Below are 19,081 nucleotides of genomic sequence, written 5' to 3'. Positions count from 1 at the left end.
GCGCTAGCGCCGGTTAGCCTGATGATAAACCTCATCACCATCACGTCTGCCTATGGCGATCACAAGAACGACAACCTGCTTGTCCTCAACCTGATAGACCAGACGATATCCGGCACTGCGAAGCTTGATTTTGTAACGGTGTAATTTGCCGGAAAGACGGGCGGCAGGAACATGAGGATTTTCCAGCCGCTCCGCCAGTTTCTTTTTGAACTGCTCGCGTAATGTTGGGGAAAGCTTGTGCCACTCCTTGAGCGCAACATCTAAAAACTCCAGGTTATAGGTCATTTAAAGATACCTTTATTCGCTTTCCACCTTCTCGCTCGTCGGCGATACGGTTCAGCTCGGCATCCTCAGCCAGCTCCAGCAGGTAGGCATAGACCGCAGGAGGCACACAGTAAAACGCAGGCTCATTGCGGTTCAGAATCGCCACCGCTTCGCCTTCCCCGGCGTTAACCGTCCCCATTGGGTTACGTTTCAGGTCGGTGATGCTGGCTGCGGTTTTGGTCAGGATATGAAATGGCATGGTCTTTTCCTCGTTGATGAGCTTTTAGTATAGACCATTAAAAGCACCTTTATAAGCATCATTAAGGGTGCTTTATTACATTAAAATCACGATATGTAGATGGTCTGGCCCGGTTAACGGCGGGGTGGTAAGTTTTATTATGGTGGTATCGGGCATGGGGAAGTCCTTTTATATTTGTGAAATACCTACTAATACTCACTTGTACCAAACCTTAGCATCTCACATTGAGAACGGAGATATTAATGTGGGGTTATCTGAATCGGCCCCCACACAGATACTTTATGACCATCGCTTATCTGTTCAGCATAGTTCTCGGAATTATTTCCTAATATATTTATTTTACCATCCGCCTTAAGGATACAAAAAGCATGAAAAGCCCCCCCTTTATCATCAAAATTATGACCTAGTGTATTAACTGCAAAAAAACGACCATTTGCCTTAGTTAAAATATTTGTTTTTACAAAAGACCACTCTCTATTATGATAGATACTATCAACATTGAGGAATTTTAATACTCTGGTCACCGTATTAGGGTACTCTAATGATTTAAAATTACCACTCAATAACTCACGCACCCTATAATAAAAATAAAAAACCCCATTATCACCATAATGTTCAGTGTACCCAAGAGCATCAGTAATAGCTAACGCAACACAATTTTTATCATAAGGCAGAAATTGGAAATCTTTAAAATATTTTTCCTTTTTTTTGTCTGTACTAATTTCTGAAAAATCAACCATAATAATCTCCACTAAGCTTTACAAAAAAATCAACCCATCACTTCCCCAACCACCAGATTATCAACATCTCTGGCCCCTACTCCCTTACATTTCTCCATTACCCTTTCCACCAGCCCATCCTCCATATTTAATTTTTCCCCCGTCGCCACTAAATATCGCTGTGATAATTTCTCCAGTTTAGCCAACACAATCCCTTTTAATATTTCTTCATCCAGCGCCCGGTAAGCCACCGTGGTCATCCTTGCTAAAAACGCCGGGCGGAAATGTTTTAATAACTCCTCACCCAATTCTTCGTTAAAGCGCTCGCCGTTTAATTCAGCCGCAGGCGTGTCGAGAATTAACTCCGCGCCGACGTTGCTGGTCGCCAGCATCACCGTGTTTTTGAAATCGACAATCAGCCCGGTGCCATCTTCCATTACCCCTTTATCAAAGACGTTATAAAACGCCTCCAGCACGTCCGGGTGCGCCTTTTCAATTTCATCGAGCAACACCACCGAATAGGGCCGACGGCGCACCGCTTCGGTTAACGCCCCACCGCTGCCGTAGCCCACGTAGCCCGGCGGCGCGCCTTTCAACTGGCTGACGGTGTGCGCCTCCTGGTACTCAGAAAGATTAATAGTGATCAGATTGCGTTCACCGCCGTACAGGGCGTCGGCCAGCGCATACGCGGTTTCGGTTTTGCCCACACCGGTTGGCCCCACCAGCAGGAACACGCCGACCGGCTTTTGCGGGTCGGTCAGGCCGCTGCGATAGGCGCGCAGCCGCTGGGCGATGGTCTCCAGCGCCATCTGCTGCCCCATCACCCGCTCACTCATGCGTTCGACCAGCGTGCGCAGGGCGTGGGCTTCGTCGGTGAGCATCTGGCCGATAGGGATACCGGTCCAGCCGCCGATCACCGCCGCTACCGTGGCGGTATCCACGCAGTCCGGCACCAGCGGCACCTCATCTCGCAGTTGGGCAGCGGCGGTTTCCAGTTTGCCGATCAGCGCCGCGCACTCCACCAGCTCTTGCTCCAGTTCCTCATCATCGTCCAGACGCGCACTGAGATCCAACATCCGTTGACGAGCGGCCAGCAGTTCACCGACCCGCTGACGCTCATCCTGCCAACGTCCTTCCACTTCCCGCGCCTGAATGTGCAGTTTCTCCGCCAGCGCTTCCAGTTCGCAAAGCCGGTCGTGATGATCGACGCCCACCAGCAGTTCGCGGTTCAGGCGCTCGCTCTCTTCCTCAATGGCCGCCAGATGCTGACGGATCTCCTCAAGTTGGGGCGGCACATCATGCTGCGCCAGCGCCACTCTTGCACAGGCGGTATCAAGCACGCTGATGGCTTTGTCCGGCAGTTGGCGACCGGAGATATAGCGCTGCGAAAGGCGCACCGCCTCGCGGATGGCGGTATCCAGAATTTGCACGCCGTGGTGCGCCTCCAGCTTATCGGCCACCGCCCGCAGCATGATCACCGCGCTGTTCTCGTCCGGCTCTTCGATCTGGATACGCTGAAAACGCCGGTCCAGCGCCGGATCCTTCTCGAAATATTTTTTGTACTCCTGCCATGTGGTGGCGGCGATGGTGCGCAGTTCACCGCGCGCCAGCGCCGGTTTCAGCAGGTTGGCGGCATCACTGCCCCCCTCGGCACCGCCCGCGCCTATCAGCGTGTGGGCTTCGTCGATAAATAAAATGATCGGCTGCGGGGATTTTTTAACGGCGTCAATGACGCCTTTTAGCCGCTGCTCAAATTCCCCTTTCACGCCCGCTCCCGCCTGCAACAAGCCAAGATCCAGCGACAGCAGAGCGACATCACGCAGCGGCGGCGGCACGCTGCCTTCGGCAATGCGTCGCGCCAGCCCTTCGGCAACGGCAGTTTTCCCCACCCCCGGCGCACCCACCAGGATCGGGTTGTTTTGCCTGCGACGCAGCAGGATGTCGATGCACTGGCGGATCTCCGCGTCGCGCCCGATGATCGGATCGATCCGCCCTTCCCGCGCGTCACGGGTCAGATCGTGCGTGTATTGATCCAATACCCCGCCTTCACGCTTCGGTAATTCGCCCTTACCAGGGTCTGCGGCCTCCTCAACGGAGTTACAGCACCAACTCTGCCACTGGCTTTCCAGCTCCGTAGCCGGAAGCTGTAACAACAGTGGCATTCCCTGCGCCAACTGGGTACGCAGCCGTTCTCGGGTGAGTAAGGTCAGGAGCAATAAGGCCGAACGAACCAGAGGAATACGCTGGAACGTCGCCTGCAAAATCGCCCCTTCCAATAGCTCTATCAGTTGTACGGAAAACACCGGCATCCGCGTACAGCCCGTTTTGAACTGCGCCTGAGCACGCTGGATCTCTTCACGTAACGTATCGGTGGAGATAGCCGCGTTGCTCAGGCAATACGCTAAATCACAGTGTTCATCATCCAGTAAAGCCAGCAGCATATGCTCCGGCTCGACGAACCAGTGTCCCTGCGCCCGGCTGCGTTCGGCGGCCTGTTCCAGCGCACGAAAACAAATTGGGTTCAGTCGTTGTACCAGCGCTTTCAAATCCATTTACTGTTCTCCTCAAGATGCTGTTGGCAATGGAATATGGCGGGCTTGCGCCCTGCCAGTTGCGCGGTATACCCCAGACGCGGCGGCGCTGTGCGGGTTAAGCGATGATCCAGCGTCAGGGTTGCGCGCATCATCAATTCCAGCGTTATTCCCGCGCCAAACCAGATTTCCGCTAACTTACTGAGCTGGAGAAAACCCTGACTGCCGGGTAAAAATTCGCGCCACTGCGTAGCGTTTTTAGCACGCAGATGCACCCGTAGCGCCGCATGCTGGTTCCATATTCGCCGACCGGCGACGCTATTGCGCCCCAGCCGACATCCCGTCCGGCTTATTGATGCCTGTGGCAAAGGCTGCCAGCGGCCGACAAACTCTTCGACATGCACGGTGACGTTCAGTACGGCCTCGACCAGCGCCACAAATCCAGCCGTAGAACGCCTGCGATTAGGCAGGTTGCCGCATTGCATCAGCAGACTCTGTACCTGCGCAGATTCATACTTTTCCATGGCGTCGAGCCTGAAACCACACAGCGCACGCATTACAGAAAGCCCTGGCGCATCTTCTCGCCTGGCGTAAGGCATAGCCAGCCGATGCAGGCTCAGGCTACGGTAGTGATGTTGAAGAAAACGCTGTTGAAACATAAATATAAAATCCTGCAGTGCGCTGTTTTTATCCTGCGTCGCCTGCTGTAGCCATTCCAGCCAGCCGTAGGGCAATACGCCATCCGCCCCCCCTGGCCCGAGGCTACGCACCTGCACAACGTCTTCGTTCAGCGAACTGACTTCCGCTGGGCTAAATGCCAGCCCCAGATCGCCCCGCAGTTCGGGCGTCTCACCCGCCGCTTCCAGGATGCGGACACACTGCTCCAGCGAGAAGCGCCACGGCTCGGCCTTAAGTTGGGCGATTACGCTATCAGCGTGGTCTGTTCGACGTCTGTCCATAGCGACAGCTCCTCTCCTTCGTCTTGCAATATCGTGTGGATAAAGCAGTTTGCGGTGGCATTACGCGCCAGGAAACGGGCAATAACGCCCGCAAACAGCAGTCGGCTGCTTCCAGTAAAGGCTTGTGGATCGAGTTCCAGCGTCACCTTGATACCGTTATGCCAGCCGCGCCAGGCATCCCGCCCCCGATGCTCACTCACCCGTTGGCAACACATCTCGCGGATGCCATTGATCTGCTGCCAGACAGCGGGTGACGCAGAGGAAGGGGCATACAGGGCCAGCAGTTCTTTCAGCGAGTCCAGCGCGCTCTGACCTTCGTTCAATAAGAGATGGTTGAGCGCAAGCGTTGAGAGCAGTTTCCAACGTGCATCTCGCTGCAACGCAGGCGCTGAAGGCATGGTCGGCGTTCCCAGTAAATGCACCTGCGCAACCGGACCAGGTACTTCAAAGGTTAGTGGCGTTCCCGCACAAAGCAGTGCGGCCTGCTCACCGTTGCTGCACCAGAGCGTCGCCGTCAGGCTCGTTTCCTCAATCGGGGCAAACGGGTCGAAACGGCTGTCCACCAGCGTTAACCACAACGCATTGCCCTGCTGGCGGTTGCGTCGTGCATGCCAGAACCAGTGGGACTCGCTATGCCCGTGAGCGGAATAATATGCGGGCACGCGCCAGGCTTCTTCACGGCGGCTCATCCACAGCGTCTGTACACGGTAGATCTGTACATGTTGATCATGATGATCGGCCACCAGCCGATGCTCGCTGCGAATATGCCCGGCGATCAGCGGCTCAGAGGTCCGGGTGAACAGGTTAACGATTGGCACACACCCCAAACGAATATCACCCGAGTGAATATGCTGCGCCCCCGGCGGAGCGCGATCGAAAGGAATGCACAAGATCATGCCGTCGCCCTCCCCCGTAGGCGGCAGCGGCAAATCGAAATACATCAGCGCCTGCGGGCTGTTCATCCAGGCACTGAGCGCCAGCACGCTGGACTCTACGCCCGGTTCGCAGGGCAAAATCTTTTCGGCATTCAGCAGGCCAATGGGATGTGGGCGCAGCGGCCCAATGACATGGGCGTACAACAAATCAAACAGCGTGGCGTTGATTTGCGGCGAACCGCTGAGATGAATGCGTAACTGTGTAACCGCCAACGTCGAAAACTGATGTGGCGGCAGACAACGTAGCTGAATACGCAATGCGCCGCGCGCCCGCGTCAGCCCGGTTAATTGCCGGGCCTGCGCCGCATCGCACCAGGTAACATCGTCAATCTCAATAGGCCACAGCGTTTGCGCCAGCGCGGTACGCCACCAGATCGTTTCACCGCTTTGCGTTAACGCGTAAAGCGGCGTTCCGGCAGGAAGGGCGTAACCCTGACTCAAATCACCTGCCAGCGGATCCGCAGTAAAACTGGCGGTAGCTGTGGAAGGGAAAGGGCGTATCGAATGAGGTGAGAGCTGCTCCAGCAGCGATTCACACAGTTCACCAAAACCATCATCAAGGCGCTGATGCAATTTGGCGCTTTGCAGGGCGAAACCTTCTAAAAGCCTTTCAACGTGGGGATCCGGGCAATCAAATTCGCTCAGCCGCAGACGAGAGGCAACGTGCGGGTGCCGCCGGGCGAACTCGCCGCTGGCGGTACGCAACCATCTCAACTCCTGCAAATAGTCTTCCAGCAATCGATCGTCCATTGATCTTCTCCTGCGATAGTCATCGCCAGCTGCCGTGCAGATACGTTAGATCCAGCGTCAGCGGATCGTCGTCGTGCCACAACATCACCTCGAGATGCAGCGCCAGCGTCTGATGATGCGCATCTTTCACGCTGACAGTTAGCGCCTGAATCCGCGGCTCGTTGCGTAAAATGGCTGCGCGTAGCTGGCGACAATACCAGTTAAGCACCCGCTCATCGCCCGCGTTACATCCGTGCCATTCCGGGACGCCCCAGCTAAGCAACAGCGGTAGTGCGTCATCATCCGCAGGGGCTCGGGAGTTGAATAATCGATTCAACTCCCGGCACACCGACTCTCGTGGGCTTATCTCCTCATCCAGCAGCCTGTCGAATAGCGCAACCGGGATGAAAGGCTCCACCATTAGCTGCCTTTCTTATTCAGCGCCATATCCCAGACGGATGAACTGGTGCCCTGCTGGGTGCCTTCCGATTTCTGGGCGGTGATTTCCCATTTGATTTTGGTGAAGTTCAGCGACATCGTCTCTACCGGCTTACCGCCGGACCCGCCGCTGACGCTCAGGTGCGAGATCACCACGTTACTCAGGGTATAGACAATAAACGGCAGCATCGCGCTATTGTCGTTACGACAGAGCGTCAACTTCGCTTCTTTGATCACCTTCCCGCTACAGCAATACTCATTGAGCACCGGCGTGGCGAGATCGACAAACTTGGTCAGCGACATTTCACCCACGTGCGCCCGCCCGGAAGTACGTTCGGTATTACTGACGTCGTTAGTGACCTGCATCGCCACGTTATGGCTGTAGGACATGATCTCTATCTGATCTTTGAAGCCATCGGCCTGGCTTTCGCCTTTGATATCGTCAAGCTTTAAAAAAATCGCATCCATGGTCTATCTCCTTAGTAATCAAGCGGCAGCTGGCGGCGGCAGTTCAGCCACCAGACGAATTGAGGTGGTCAACTCTTCTAACTGGAAGTGCGGACGCAGGAATACAACGGCGCGATAAACGCCCGGTTTGCCGGGAACATCACTCACGTCCACCCGTGCTTCACGCAGCGGATAACGCGCTTTAATCTCCTGTGGCGCGCTGTCGCGCAGCAACACATAGTCAGCAATCCAGTTATTGAGGTAGCTCTCAACATCATCGCGGCTCATAAAGCTGCCGACCTTGTCGCGCATAATCACCTTCAGGTAATGCGCAAAACGGGAAGCGGCGAGGATGTAAGGCAGCATTGCGGAGATCCGCGCGTTGGCATTGGCCTCCGGGGTGTTGTAGATCCTTGCCTGATTGGTGGTCTGTCCGCCAAAGAACGCGGCGGTGTTGGTATTCTTCTTATGACACAGCACGATGAATCCCAGATCGTTAAGCTCCTTCTCACGCCTGTCGGTAATGGCTATTTCCGTCGGGCAGCGCAGGCTGATATCGCCGGATGGCGTGGAGAACGTATGCGCCGGGAGATCGGATACCAGGCCGCCGCCTTCCGCACCGCGGATCGCCGCACACCAGCCGTATAAGGCAAAAGCTTCGGTAATACGACTGGCCAGCATCCAGGCGGCATTGCCCCACAGATATTTGCTGGCATCAAGGCCGTCGACGTCCTCGATAAAGTTCACGCCTTCCACCGGCACCGTATCCGGGCCGTAAGGCAGGCGCTGCAACACGTGCGGCAGCACTAATGAGACATAGCGGGAGTCGTCGCTTTCGCGGAATGCCCGCCATTTAATCAGCTCGGTGCTTTCGAAGATCTTCGCCAGATCGCGCGGGACACCTAACTCGAGAAACGATCCCATATCAAACAAACGAGGACTGGCAGCGGCGATAAACGGCGCATGCGCGGCCGCCGCGACCTGGGAAAGTTTTTCCAGTAGCGCCACATCCTGCGGATGACGGCCAAACTCGAAATCACCGACCAGCACGCTATAGGGATTCCCCCCAAAAGTACCGTATTCATCCTCATACAATTTCTTAAACAACGTGCTCTGATCGAACTCAACCGCTTTTTCCAGATCGTCCTGCAGTTCTTTGCGCGAAACGTTTAGCAGACGTAATTTCAGTCGGGTGCTGGTCTCCGTATTCATCACAAACTGATGCAGACCGCGCCAGGAGGCTTCCAGTTTCTGCATATCCGGGTGATGCAATACCTCATTCAACTGGCCGCTGATAAGCTCGTCGATCTGCGCGATGCGATGGTTGATCATCGCCACCGTATCGCTTCCTATCGCCATCCCTTCATCAAGAATTTGCGTCGCCAGTTCTTCCAGCATGTCACGCGCGTAGGTCTGTTGTAGCTCATCGCGCGCCATCCGCCCTTCCTGGATAATGCGATCCAGCACGCTCAGCGTGACCGTCTGTCCGCCGTTTTCAGCTTGTTCCTGAACATTTTCCATTGTTCTTCTCCTGATTCAGTTACGCGTTTTCAGCCGGTTTTTCTTCAACGATGGGTCTCAAAGCCTGAAGCTCGGCGTTATCGTTTACCACCTGCTGTAGCAGCGCATCCAAATCGTCGTTACCATCAAGTTTGGTGAGCAGATCGCGCAGACGCTGCCGGGCAAGAAACAGTCGCTGAAGGGGTTTAACCTGATTGATAATATTGAGTGGAGAAAAATCATCGAACTCGTTAAAGCACAGCTCAACGTTCAATTTGCTGCCATCATTAGCCAGACGATTTTCAACCTGTATCGCCAGACGAGGTGAGAGGGAGGAAAGCACATCGTCAAAATTATCACGGTCAATTTCGACAAATCGCCGCTCACGTAATTTAGCGGGTGGGCATGCGGGATGTCCGGATAAATCAGCTAAAATACCAACAACTAAGGGAAGCTCTTTCTTCTCAATCGCGCCACCTGTTTCCACATCATACGTTATTTGCACGCGCGGCGGCCTAATACGGTTGAGTTTATGCTGAATGCTCTCGGCCATATTTAATCCTTTTTATTGCAATAGTATCCCTGGCACGACATTTACCGCACCATTATTCGAAAAGTCATATTCATGAATAACTACCCGCAATATAAAAAACACAACACCCAATAAATATCAACTTAATTTTTTACTTTTCACACAAAAAAATAAATTGTTTGATAAAAATCAATTAACAAAAAATTAACCAATAAAAATCAACATGTTACAATTAAAATTGATTATAAAATAATGCTTTGCACTGAAAATATAAATTTAATGAATATTTAAATGTTAACAAATTTTATTACTTAAGATTCATCCAATGATGATTTAAGTCAAAAAAACAACCCCCGCCATTAATTACCTTATTAATGACAATATAAAAGGATTTTATATGACAAACGGCCTATTCCATTCAGCCAATATAATACTATTCAGTATTTTAATTTTACTGAGTAGCGGTTGTTCATTATGGCAAAACCGTGTGGCATTTAATGATGTGGTCATTGAAACCGCAGCAGATGCAAACGATAACACGCCAGTCGCCGTGGATATTGTCGCGATTGCCGATAATGCGTTGCTGCCAACCGTACAATCGCTGAGTGCGACACAGTGGTTTAACGCCAAATCACAACTCCTGCGCGATAGCCCTGACGGGTTGCATGTCTGGTCGCTGGAGCTGGTGCCGGATTCGCGTTTTGTGACCAAAAGCTCCCCTCTGCACGGCGTTAAGGCAGAGGCAATTCTCCTGTTTGCCCGCTACAGCAGCGCAGGAGAACACCGATTAACACTGGAAAAAGCAGATTCACTGCATCTGTTACTAATGACGGATGAAGCCGTCCTGGCACCATGAACAAGGAAGGGACTATGAGCACAATTCCGGCAATGGTTTGCTGGTATGAAGGGATGGCAATGCTACCTCAACATTTCCAGTTGCAGGCATTGCGTAATGAAACACTTTGTGCCGCGCTCACCGGGTGCGCTAATCCGTGGTTCTGGGGCGTCAACCGGCTCCAGATTGACGAGGCTGCGCTGTGTGCAGGAACGCTGCGTATTTTGCGCCTGGAGGCGATGATGCCCGATGGCACGCCGGTCAATTATGACATTAGCGACGATTTATCGCTGGAGTTTGACTGCGCCCGCTTGCTGCCTGCCGCGCCAGACAGTGAACATATCCTTTGGCTGGCGCTGCCGCCGCTAAACCGTGCCGGACAGTGGCAGTTGATGAATAGCCGCTATCGCTCAGTCAACAGCGCCCCGCTACCTGACCTGAGTAGCGGTGAATTCCCCGAGAGCATTTCGCAATGGCAGCCCGTACCGCGTCTGGTTTGCCAGCACGATCGCGCTGATTTCGTCTGTCTGCCGCTGCTGCAGGTTGTGTATAGCGAAGGTGGATTTCGTCAGAGCGAGTGGTTCCCCCCCTCTCCCGCCTTCAACGAAGAGAGTTATCTGGCACGCCAAACCCGACAACTCTGCCTGCAGGCAAGAGAAAAAATTCTGTTTCTGAGCCGTGAAATGCAGTTGGCGCAACACGGACAACGCACCAACGACTGGCTATGGCTTACGCTGTCACTGCATAGTATCCAGGGAGCGTTGCCGCTGGTGGAAAGCTTGCTCAGCAGCGGGCGGCCACATCCACAGGATCTTTACCGCGCGCTGTGTCTCTTTATCGGACAAACGGCAATACTGACTCAGGATAAAACGCTGCCCCTGCTGCCAACCTTTGATTATCAGAACATGCTGCCCGCATTTGCCTCTCTTTTCACCGTACTGAAAAACCAGTTGGCGCATATTCATCGCCGCTATCAGCGGCTGAATTTCAGCAAGCTGGATAACTCTTTTTCACTGCAACTCCCTACAGATATCCACGCGGGAGAGCAGGTGGTGATAGGCCTGCTGATGCCCGGAGACAACGCCTCCAAAGCTGAAAAGTGGTTACAAATGAGTCTTATCACCAGCCAACCCTTTGTACCTGTTCTGCGTCGTCAGCGGATGCACGGGATGACTTTCACGCCGCTGGCTGCAGAGCAGCGCAGTGACTGGGAAATCGACGGTAAGGTGGCCCTGTTTACCCTGACCCTTACCATCCAGTGGTTTGAAAAAGGGACGCCGTTGGTTATTGCCCCATTGCATGAAACAGAGGATATGCCGCAGCAGATCATGCTCTACCGTCAGGAGGATCGCCATGACAATCGCCAATCCTGATATGCCTGCCAGCCGTCTGTTTGATGAGATTTACACCCGCTGGCTGGCGCAGTTCGAACGCTGGAAACGCACTCCGCTACCGCCAGATGAGTTGCATAATCAGGCCCTTGTATACGCCAGTCAGGTGGTAGAAGAGTATAACCGACGCCTGACCCGCGAACTGGGTTCGCCGTTTCAGCAGCAGATTGACGCGTCCGTTTATGCCCTGGTCGCGCTGATTGATGAGTCCGTACTCTATGGTGACTGGCCCGCGCTCTCCCTGTGGCAGTCCTGCCCGCTGGAGTATCATTTGTGGCAAACCCATAGCGCTGGGGACCAGATCCCCCGCCTGATCACCGCTCTGCTCAATGAACGTAACCCAGGAAAGCGGGATTTAGCCGCGCTGTATTTGCGCTGCCTGACGCTGGGGTTTGGTTCCCGACGTGGCGATTTTAACCTGCAGAATCATCAGGAAACCTGCCGCCTGCTGTGGCATTTTGCCTTTCAGCATGACGCTCAGCTCAGTGATATTGCCGAACGCATGGAATCGGCCGCGCTGGGGACGCCTTTACACCTTCCGGCGCATCGCCGCCTGCCAGACAATTCGCGCCTGCATCTCATCGCCCTCGTTATACTTTTGGCGTTATTGCTGTTGAGTCAGCGACTGTGGCTAAGTATTGAAGATGCCATCGGCGTAAATTCGCTGCCAGATTTCCCGGTAACCCAGTCCTGCCAGGGAGATGATAAGTGACGCAACCCTGGCTTACGCTACTGATTATTCTCCTGGTGCTGTTGGCGATGACTCTCTGGTGCGTCTGGTGGCAATGGGAATACCGAAACGATACGTTCAACCGTGCGCAAAAGGAGATCCAGCGAGCCTGTACCAGTCAGGATCCTTACGACAGTATGCGAATCCTGATGCTTGGCGATGAAGAGGATAACCGTCTGCTGTGCCGCAGTTGGTCACTTACCGACGGCCAGGAATACTGGTTCGGGCAATGGTGGTTTAATCCTCAGTGCAGCCTTCTGTGCCTGCCGCAAACGCTACAAACCGTTGGGAAGAAGCGGCTAATCCGTCAGAATGACTGGCAGAAGACGCTGTCTGCGTTGGTGAAAAGCCGCCCCCAGCGACCACTGGATGCACTGATTATCACCCTTTCATTAGAGACGCTGCATGACGATGATACCGTCCGCGCCAGCTTATTGCATAACTGTCAGCAGTTGCAGCAGGTGTGCGGACTGAGTCTGCCAATTTACCTGATCATCAGCGGCATGGAATCACTGGAAGGTACAGCCGATCTGCTGGAGCTATTGCCGGAAGATGCTCGCCGCAGTCCGATTGGCAGCACGATTCCGGTCGCCAGAGAAGCCATTTGGAAACCGCAGTGGATCGACAATGCGCTGGACAATACCCGGACTTCGCTGCGGCTGTTCATCACCGAGCTTGGCGCGCTGCGAGGCAACACGCCGGAGGAATTATTCCGCTTGCCAGAAAGCTTCCCGCCGCTTGCCGCACCGTTGCATGACGCTTTTGACGCCCTGTTTAACAGTCATGCCCGCGATGAGCCACCGCAGCTGCGCGGGATCTGGTTTGTTGCCCGTACGCTGGACCATGACAAACCACAGATGCAGTTTTGTCAGTCGCTACTGAGCAGCAAAATTACCGCTGAGCGCGGTCTCGCGCTTCCGGTGCGCCGTTTGCTGCGCGTGAATTTACGCCGCCATTTCATCACTCTCGCGTGCTATAGCTGCCTTTGCGTTCTTTGGCTTGTCGCGATGACCTGGAGTTGGCAATACCAGCACACCCATGCCGTACTATTGCATGATCGTCTGCAGGTCCTCGCCACAGCCGTCCGGGCCGATATCACTGGTGAGCGTTCCACCGCGCTGTACTGGCGCGTTCTCAATGGCATTCCACAGTGGCAGTTTCGTTCCATCGTCTGGCCCGGCTCGCTGTTCAGCCGCACCGATACAAAATTGCGCGAGACGTTTAACAACGTCACCCTGGCTAGCCTGCTGGTACCAGCCACCAACAGTATCTGCCTGCAAAATCACAATGAAAGGGGCTTTGAGCAGGACGATTTGCTACCCGAAGAGCGTTACCGGCAAATTCAGAACTTGCTCACTCAGGCAAAACAAATGGAGTCGCGCTATTTGCCGTTGCTACAATTAATGCAGATGAAGCAACCGACTGTGCAGACGTTGGCAAACGTCAGCGCCAGCGTTTGGGGCGTGACCGTTGACACCGACTCTTTACCCCCCCAGGAAAAGCTCAACGAGATGTTTGCCACTCTCAATCTCTCGCGTCTGAAATTACCCGACGCTAGCGAGCTGACTCAGCGCAACAGCGTACTTTTTTCTCACGAAACCATGCGCTGGCTGGAGCAAAACTATGGCAATACCAGCCTGGATAACAACGAAGAGCAGCTCGAACAACTGTTGGCGCTGTTTGGCAATGGCACCGGGGTTACCCCCTTGTTCGTCCGCTCGCTGGTCCGCCAGGTCAGCCGCTTACAAGCAACACTGACGACCATTAATAACCTGAGTCGTGACGCAACAAATTCGCCAATCAGACTGCCACTGGATGAGCTGCTCACGCAGGCACGAACCCTTAGGCTTATCGACAACAGCGTGGTTCAGGAACTGCTCCGCCACGAAACCCTACTGCGCCAACGCTTTCTGGCGCAGGTTGATGGCTCCAGGCTGCACTTCTCCTCATTAACCGAGCAATCCCCGGAAGGACAATTCAGCGTATCGCCGGATCTTCTGGCATTACAAAAAAGCTTGCGTGATTTACTTAACCAACCCTTCTGGCAGCAGGGGGCAAGCCAGCCTACCGAGCTCTCCGTCGGTTATCCTGGCAACCTGCAACTTCAGCAGGCGCTGGCGCTGTATGGCGGATTTGAACGATTTATGCAGCAGCTTCCAGACAGCATCTGGCGACCTAAAATCACCATGCTGGCGCGACAGGCGGTGGAAAACGCCATACGTCAGGCGCTATACACAGGGGCCGCCGGAACCCCGGATAACAGCAATGTCAGCACCGCCAGCGCGGATCACATCATTGAAGCCTTCAACCAGCTCAACCGCCCTCAGCTTGCCATCGCATTGCGACAACAAACAGCGGCCCAGGTGATTACCCGAGTTCGTCAGAACGGCGGCGCGTTACTTCCGCCGATTAACCCTCCGGCGGTCAATTACGCCACGACTGAACAGGCGCAGGCCAGCGGACAGAAAATTGTCGGGTGGGCTAGCGCACAAGCAGAGCAAATCTCTGGTGCCCTGGTCCGCTATCAGCAGGATATTGACTGGCTCGACAACCAGCGTCCATGGTTAACGGCAGCGGATAACCAGCTTATCGCTCGCTGGAGCAATTCACTGGCGACCATGAAGCGGCTGCAACAACAGGATCCTGCCAGTTCGCCGATGCAGATGGCGGCCCTTGCTGCCGCGCTGCCGACGCTCTCTGCGCAGAACTGCCAGAGTGAACTGACGCAGTTTCGCACCGCCAGCAGTAACGATTTTTACGGTCAGTCGCTGAACGCGCTGGCAGACGCATCATTGCAAAAATGTCAGCAGTTACGCCAACAGGCCAGCATTGGCGCGGTACAGAAGATCTTCAATCTGTACAACACCTGGCTTGCAGGGCGCTTCCCGTTTACCGCCGCGGCACACGCACCGGATGCTGATGTCGATCGGGTACGTGAACTGACTCTTTTGCTGGTGCAACTCCCCGCCGAAACGCTATCCGAACAGCCGCCACTCATTCAACAACTGGCAGCGGCACAGCCGTTACTGTCGGCGTTGGTCAGCCCTGAAGGCGTGACGTTACGGGTTATCTGGCGGACCTCACGCAACCATGAGGCTGGCGCGGATCAGATTGCCGACTGGCGGCTTGTTGGTAATCAACAATCGATTAGCTACCCCGGCGGGACGACTGACCTGCACTGGCGCAGCGGTGATAGCCTGAACTTTAGTCTGCGCTGGGCAGCCAATTCCGCATGGCGTCCAATGCCAGGTCTGTCACAGACAGGCGTAACGGTAAGCGGTGATACTGGTCGTTGGCGCTGGCAGGGAGCGTGGGCACTGCTCAGGATGATTGAACAACAGCGCGTCGGTGGCGCACTGACGCAACCGCTGCCGCTGCGTTTTTCGCTCCCCGTGGGCGATGGTCAGAAGCAATTGCAGTCAACCGTATTTTGGCAGGTCACGTTGTTAGATGCCCAAAGCAAAGCGCCGCTACCATGGATACCGCTTACCGAGCAGGGATTATCAGGAGGAAAATGATGGAACATATTGAGGCATTACTGGCCCCCATTCAGGCGGATAATCCGTGCGGAGACTCTATCCGTTATTCACCAGAGTTCGACCAGTTGGTCACCGCCCGCCAGCAGGATGACGAAACGCTGCCCACCGGCGTCTGGCAAAGTACGCCGCGCCGCGCCGACTGGGATGAAGTCACCAAAATCGCTACTGTGCTGACGAAAACGCTCAGTAAGGATCTGGTCATTATGAGCTGGTTGGGTGAGGCATGGATTAGAGTTCACGGCTTAGCAGCCCTGCCCAATGCACTGGAATTAGTGACCCTGGCGCTGGAGCAATACCCGGAGCAATTACATCCTAAAATTAAAGAAGGTGACTATGACTATCGCGCCGCGCCACTGTGCTGGATAGCGCAACATTACGCCACGCTGGTCGCTGAATCCCCGCTGTTTATAGCTCATGGGGAAAACATCTCCCTGATCCTGTGGCAGCAGGGAAAATTAGCTGACGTTCCGCTGCCTGGCGCGGACGAGGCCACCATATTATCCCTGACATCCAGCATGGAGTGGCTCCAACGGCTCAACAACGTCTGTCAGAGTTGGCCTACCGAATCGGCACCTTCATTTAATGTACTGGAGCAAAAAATCAAAACCTGCCTGCAGGCGTTGGGCAACACCTTGCCGGAACAGTCGCAACCTGTCGGGCAAGAAGCCGCATCAACGGTCAGCAACGGCGCCACGTTTCTTCACCGCGAAGAGGCGTATCAGATGATTAAACAGGTGGCAGACTATCTGGCGCGTACCGAGCCCCACAGTCCGGTACCGTATCTACTGTACCGGGCCTATACCTGGGGACATACACCACTGCCGGAACTGCTCAATGAACTGATCACCAGCGACGAATCCGCTCGCCGACTGTGGAGACAATTGGGGGTACTGCCATGAGTTGTCCTGCCGTATGTACAGGTGCGATGCTGCAATGCTCGTTTGGCATAGCACCTGGCACACTGAACGTGTTGCCCACCAGCCGAACCATCGTCAACAGCCTGCCAATGGCGAATATTATGGATAACAAACCTTTTGTAAACATTCTGCCGTTCGGCATGTGCAACAGCATCGCCAACCCGATCGTTGCTGCTGCAACCGCCGCGGCGCTCGGCGTGCTAACACCAATGCCGTGCATCCCCACCACACCGGCCCCTTGGGCACCAGGCTCACCCACGGTATTAGTGGGCAATATTCCCGCTCTCACCGCCCAGTCACAGTTGCTCTGCATGTGGGGCGGCGTTATCCAGATTAGCTTCCCCGGGCAGGTAACGACCGTCGTCACGTGATGTTATGCCCTTGAAAATAAGGGTAACAGTTGCAGGAGACGACGCAGCAAGATAGTTGCAGCGTCGTCAAAAACGGCTCACACACTCCATTGCAACCGTTTTGAACTCGCTGAAATTGCGGCATGCGCAGAGTCGCGTCATCGCCCGCTCGCGCAGGAAGGTGACGAAAATATCGTAGATCGCCATCGCTTCTTCGTATTCGCTTTTGCTGATGGCGAGCAGGAAGATCACATGCGCCGTTTCATCCCCCCAGGCGATACCCTGCGGGGCGAGGATGGTGTAGACCACCGTTTTCTTTGCCAGCAGACCGAGGGCGTGCGGCAAGGCAATGCTGTCACCCAGCATGGTGCTGACGATGGCCTCACGTTCAACCACCGAATCAAGAAACTCCGCATCGACAAAGCCTTCATCCTGCAACTGGCGACATAAAACGTTGAACAACGTTTGTTGATCCATTGGCTCGTCGATCACACGAAAATGGGCGGCATCGAAGAATTTGTTCAACATCCACGGACGGGTTCTGTCGACCAGCACCAGTTTACCAATTTGCTCCAGTTGATAATCGGTAGGGAACGGTGCAATCATCACCACAGGCTTATCTTTTTCACCAACCCGCGCGGTAGAGATGACGAAATCTTCGCTGATACTTTCCCGCTGTTCGTAGTCGCGTAGCGTCACGGTATCGACGATTTCTATCTGCGGATACTTACGCGCCAGCACCGCTTCAATCATCCGCGCCATCGCATTTCCAGCATCGCATACCAGCAGAACTTTCGGCTGCCTCTGGTAACCGATGTTGTAACTACGCTCCAGCCCGACGCCAATATGCAGCACAAGGAAGCCAATCTCATTTTCACTGATGGTGTACGGCGTATATTTTCCCCATCCCGAGACGGCGGCCAGCGTCATGTCCCACGCCATCGGGTAGTGCTGTTTAATATTTTCCAGTAGCGGATTGGGGATCATTATCTGGTAACGCACCCGGGTGATCATCGTCTTAATATGCGTCAGCAGATCAGCATGTAACTGTTTGTCATTCAACAAGTTATAGTTGTACTGGCTGTTGATAAACCGCAGGATGTAATTGACCAGCGCTTCGTCATCATCCGCATTGATGGCGCTGGGGGCGATCTCTTGTACCTGGCGGGCGGCGATATGCACCTGCAGCCAGTTCTCTTCGGAAACGGTTAGCGGTTTATCCGCCAGTCGGTGCAATACCGCTGCGATTTCCCGCGTGGCCAGGCACACCGATTGCTCGGCTTCTTCTGCGGCAAACTCCGGGAGGGGATACCCTTCGCTAATCCGCCGTACCGCCACCGCGCAGTACAACCGCAAAAACAGCTCACCCTCATCGGTCAGGCGAATGTGAAAACGGGCAAAAATATCCTGCAAAACAGGTTGTAGCTGTTCAGGGATCCCGGCATTTAGTGCCTCTTGCGTCACTAGCGGGTGCTGTGGATCCTGCTGTGCCAGCGTCCATAGCAGATCGGTCAAACAGGCGCGGATCGCCATCTCGCTGCCAAACAGCTTCATACCGTGACGGGGGCGCGTTTCCAGCGTCAGATGATAACGTTGCAGATGCTCGCGCACCTCAGCCATATCGTTTTGCAGCGTCGCGCGGCTGATAAACCATTCATCAGCCAAATCCTCCAGCTTCAGCGAAAAGGCCGACGTCAGAAAACGAACCACCAGCCAGTGCACCCGCTCCTGGCTGGTGCGCGGGATGCGCAGCAACGCGTCTGGTCGCTGCGTTTGCAGGGCATGAAAACGTGCCGGGTCGTCAATTTTGAGTTGATAACCGTTACCCCGGCTGAGGACAAACTGCGCGCCGTACTGGGTGAGCAGCGCGTTTAGCGCAGTGATATCCGCCCGTACGGTGCGTGTGGAAACCGACAACCGCTGCGCCAGCTCGTCCTGTGGAAGCGCTTCGTTTTGCAGCATGCCAAACAGCTGCGCTAAACGTTGGTTGGGGAATCGCACGTCAG

General features: G+C 54.5%; 17 protein-coding genes. 6 read left to right on the top strand and 11 right to left on the bottom strand.

The genetic code is table 11. The features are described 5' to 3' along the window. Positions 1–3: 3 nt before the first annotated feature. The 10 genes from ABIE10_RS13640 to tssB all read right to left on the bottom strand — a co-directional run bounded on the left by ABIE10_RS13640 (position 4) and on the right by tssB (position 9,334). Positions 4–285, bottom strand: a complete 282-nt coding sequence (locus ABIE10_RS13640) for a type II toxin-antitoxin system RelE family toxin (RefSeq protein ID WP_429156044.1) — start codon at positions 283–285, stop codon at positions 4–6. Next, positions 275–523 carry a type II toxin-antitoxin system Phd/YefM family antitoxin gene (locus ABIE10_RS13635; RefSeq protein WP_016155558.1) on the bottom strand — a complete coding sequence of 83 codons (249 nt, stop codon included), beginning with the start codon at positions 521–523 and terminating at the stop codon, positions 275–277. Before ABIE10_RS13635 ends, ABIE10_RS13640 begins: the two co-directional genes overlap by 11 nt. Positions 524–762: 239 nt before the next feature. Further along, positions 763–1,263, bottom strand: a complete 501-nt coding sequence (locus tag ABIE10_RS13630; RefSeq protein WP_199144572.1) for a hypothetical protein — start codon at positions 1,261–1,263, stop codon at positions 763–765. 29 nt (positions 1,264–1,292) lie between these two features. Then, positions 1,293–3,794 carry a type VI secretion system ATPase TssH gene (gene tssH, locus ABIE10_RS13625; RefSeq protein ID WP_429156041.1) on the bottom strand — a complete coding sequence of 834 codons (2,502 nt, stop codon included), beginning with the start codon at positions 3,792–3,794 and terminating at the stop codon, positions 1,293–1,295. Beyond that, a complete protein-coding gene (tssG, locus tag ABIE10_RS13620) occupies positions 3,785–4,732 on the bottom strand; it encodes a type VI secretion system baseplate subunit TssG (RefSeq protein ID WP_429156039.1) in 948 nt (315 codons plus the stop codon). The genes tssH and tssG overlap by 10 nt, the downstream gene beginning before the upstream one ends. Further along, the gene (gene tssF / locus ABIE10_RS13615) at positions 4,696–6,417 is read right to left on the bottom strand and encodes a type VI secretion system baseplate subunit TssF (RefSeq protein ID WP_429156037.1); all 1,722 of its coding nucleotides are present in this window, start codon (positions 6,415–6,417) and stop codon (positions 4,696–4,698) included. The genes tssG and tssF overlap by 37 nt, the downstream gene beginning before the upstream one ends. A gap of 19 nt (positions 6,418–6,436) precedes the next feature. Then, positions 6,437–6,817, bottom strand: coding sequence for a GPW/gp25 family protein (locus ABIE10_RS13610; RefSeq protein WP_016155552.1), 381 nt, complete (start codon positions 6,815–6,817; stop codon positions 6,437–6,439). Beyond that, complete coding sequence (locus ABIE10_RS13605; RefSeq protein ID WP_016155551.1) at positions 6,817–7,302, bottom strand: Hcp family type VI secretion system effector; 486 nt, start codon at positions 7,300–7,302, stop codon at positions 6,817–6,819. The genes ABIE10_RS13610 and ABIE10_RS13605 overlap by 1 nt, the downstream gene beginning before the upstream one ends. Before the next feature lie 18 nt (positions 7,303–7,320). Beyond that, positions 7,321–8,802 (bottom strand): type VI secretion system contractile sheath large subunit, encoded by a 1,482-nt coding sequence (gene tssC, locus ABIE10_RS13600; protein ID WP_016155550.1) that lies wholly within the window; start codon positions 8,800–8,802, stop codon positions 7,321–7,323. Positions 8,803–8,821: 19 nt separating this feature from the next. After that, positions 8,822–9,334 (bottom strand): type VI secretion system contractile sheath small subunit, encoded by a 513-nt coding sequence (tssB, locus tag ABIE10_RS13595; RefSeq protein ID WP_016155549.1) that lies wholly within the window; start codon positions 9,332–9,334, stop codon positions 8,822–8,824. A gap of 466 nt (positions 9,335–9,800) precedes the next feature. Here tssB and ABIE10_RS13590 point away from each other — a divergent pair, with 466 nt between their 5' ends. From ABIE10_RS13590 to ABIE10_RS13565, 6 genes are read left to right on the top strand one after another with little or no spacing between them, the layout of a single operon-like run. After that, positions 9,801–10,169 (top strand): T6SS protein Cts2N, encoded by a 369-nt coding sequence (locus ABIE10_RS13590; protein WP_225836825.1) that lies wholly within the window; start codon positions 9,801–9,803, stop codon positions 10,167–10,169. 14 nt (positions 10,170–10,183) lie between these two features. Further along, positions 10,184–11,521, top strand: coding sequence for a type VI secretion system baseplate subunit TssK (gene tssK, locus ABIE10_RS13585; RefSeq protein ID WP_247799409.1), 1,338 nt, complete (start codon positions 10,184–10,186; stop codon positions 11,519–11,521). After that, positions 11,502–12,251: a DotU family type IV/VI secretion system protein gene (locus ABIE10_RS13580; protein WP_103766895.1), complete on the top strand. Its 750-nt coding sequence runs from the start codon at positions 11,502–11,504 to the stop codon at positions 12,249–12,251. The genes tssK and ABIE10_RS13580 overlap by 20 nt, the downstream gene beginning before the upstream one ends. Beyond that, positions 12,248–15,787, top strand: a complete 3,540-nt coding sequence (locus tag ABIE10_RS13575; RefSeq protein WP_429156033.1) for a type VI secretion system protein — start codon at positions 12,248–12,250, stop codon at positions 15,785–15,787. Before ABIE10_RS13580 ends, ABIE10_RS13575 begins: the two co-directional genes overlap by 4 nt. After that, positions 15,784–16,707 (top strand): ImpA family type VI secretion system protein, encoded by a 924-nt coding sequence (locus tag ABIE10_RS13570; RefSeq protein WP_253296393.1) that lies wholly within the window; start codon positions 15,784–15,786, stop codon positions 16,705–16,707. Before ABIE10_RS13575 ends, ABIE10_RS13570 begins: the two co-directional genes overlap by 4 nt. After that, complete coding sequence (locus ABIE10_RS13565; RefSeq protein ID WP_103766898.1) at positions 16,704–17,096, top strand: DUF4280 domain-containing protein; 393 nt, start codon at positions 16,704–16,706, stop codon at positions 17,094–17,096. The genes ABIE10_RS13570 and ABIE10_RS13565 overlap by 4 nt, the downstream gene beginning before the upstream one ends. A 66-nt stretch (positions 17,097–17,162) precedes the next feature. On the opposite strand, the gene ABIE10_RS13560 is transcribed toward ABIE10_RS13565, so the two are convergent. Continuing rightward, positions 17,163–19,076 carry a BglG family transcription antiterminator gene (locus ABIE10_RS13560; protein ID WP_200051832.1) on the bottom strand — a complete coding sequence of 638 codons (1,914 nt, stop codon included), beginning with the start codon at positions 19,074–19,076 and terminating at the stop codon, positions 17,163–17,165. Between the last annotated feature and the right edge of the window lie 5 nt (positions 19,077–19,081).

The sequence above is a fragment of the Citrobacter sp. 506 genome (genome assembly GCF_050434985.1).
In the GTDB taxonomy this organism is placed as follows: Bacteria; Pseudomonadota; Gammaproteobacteria; order Enterobacterales; family Enterobacteriaceae; genus Citrobacter; species Citrobacter braakii.
The sequence above is the reverse complement of the archived record's forward strand: the minus strand, read 5'-3'. Positions and strand labels throughout refer to the sequence as shown.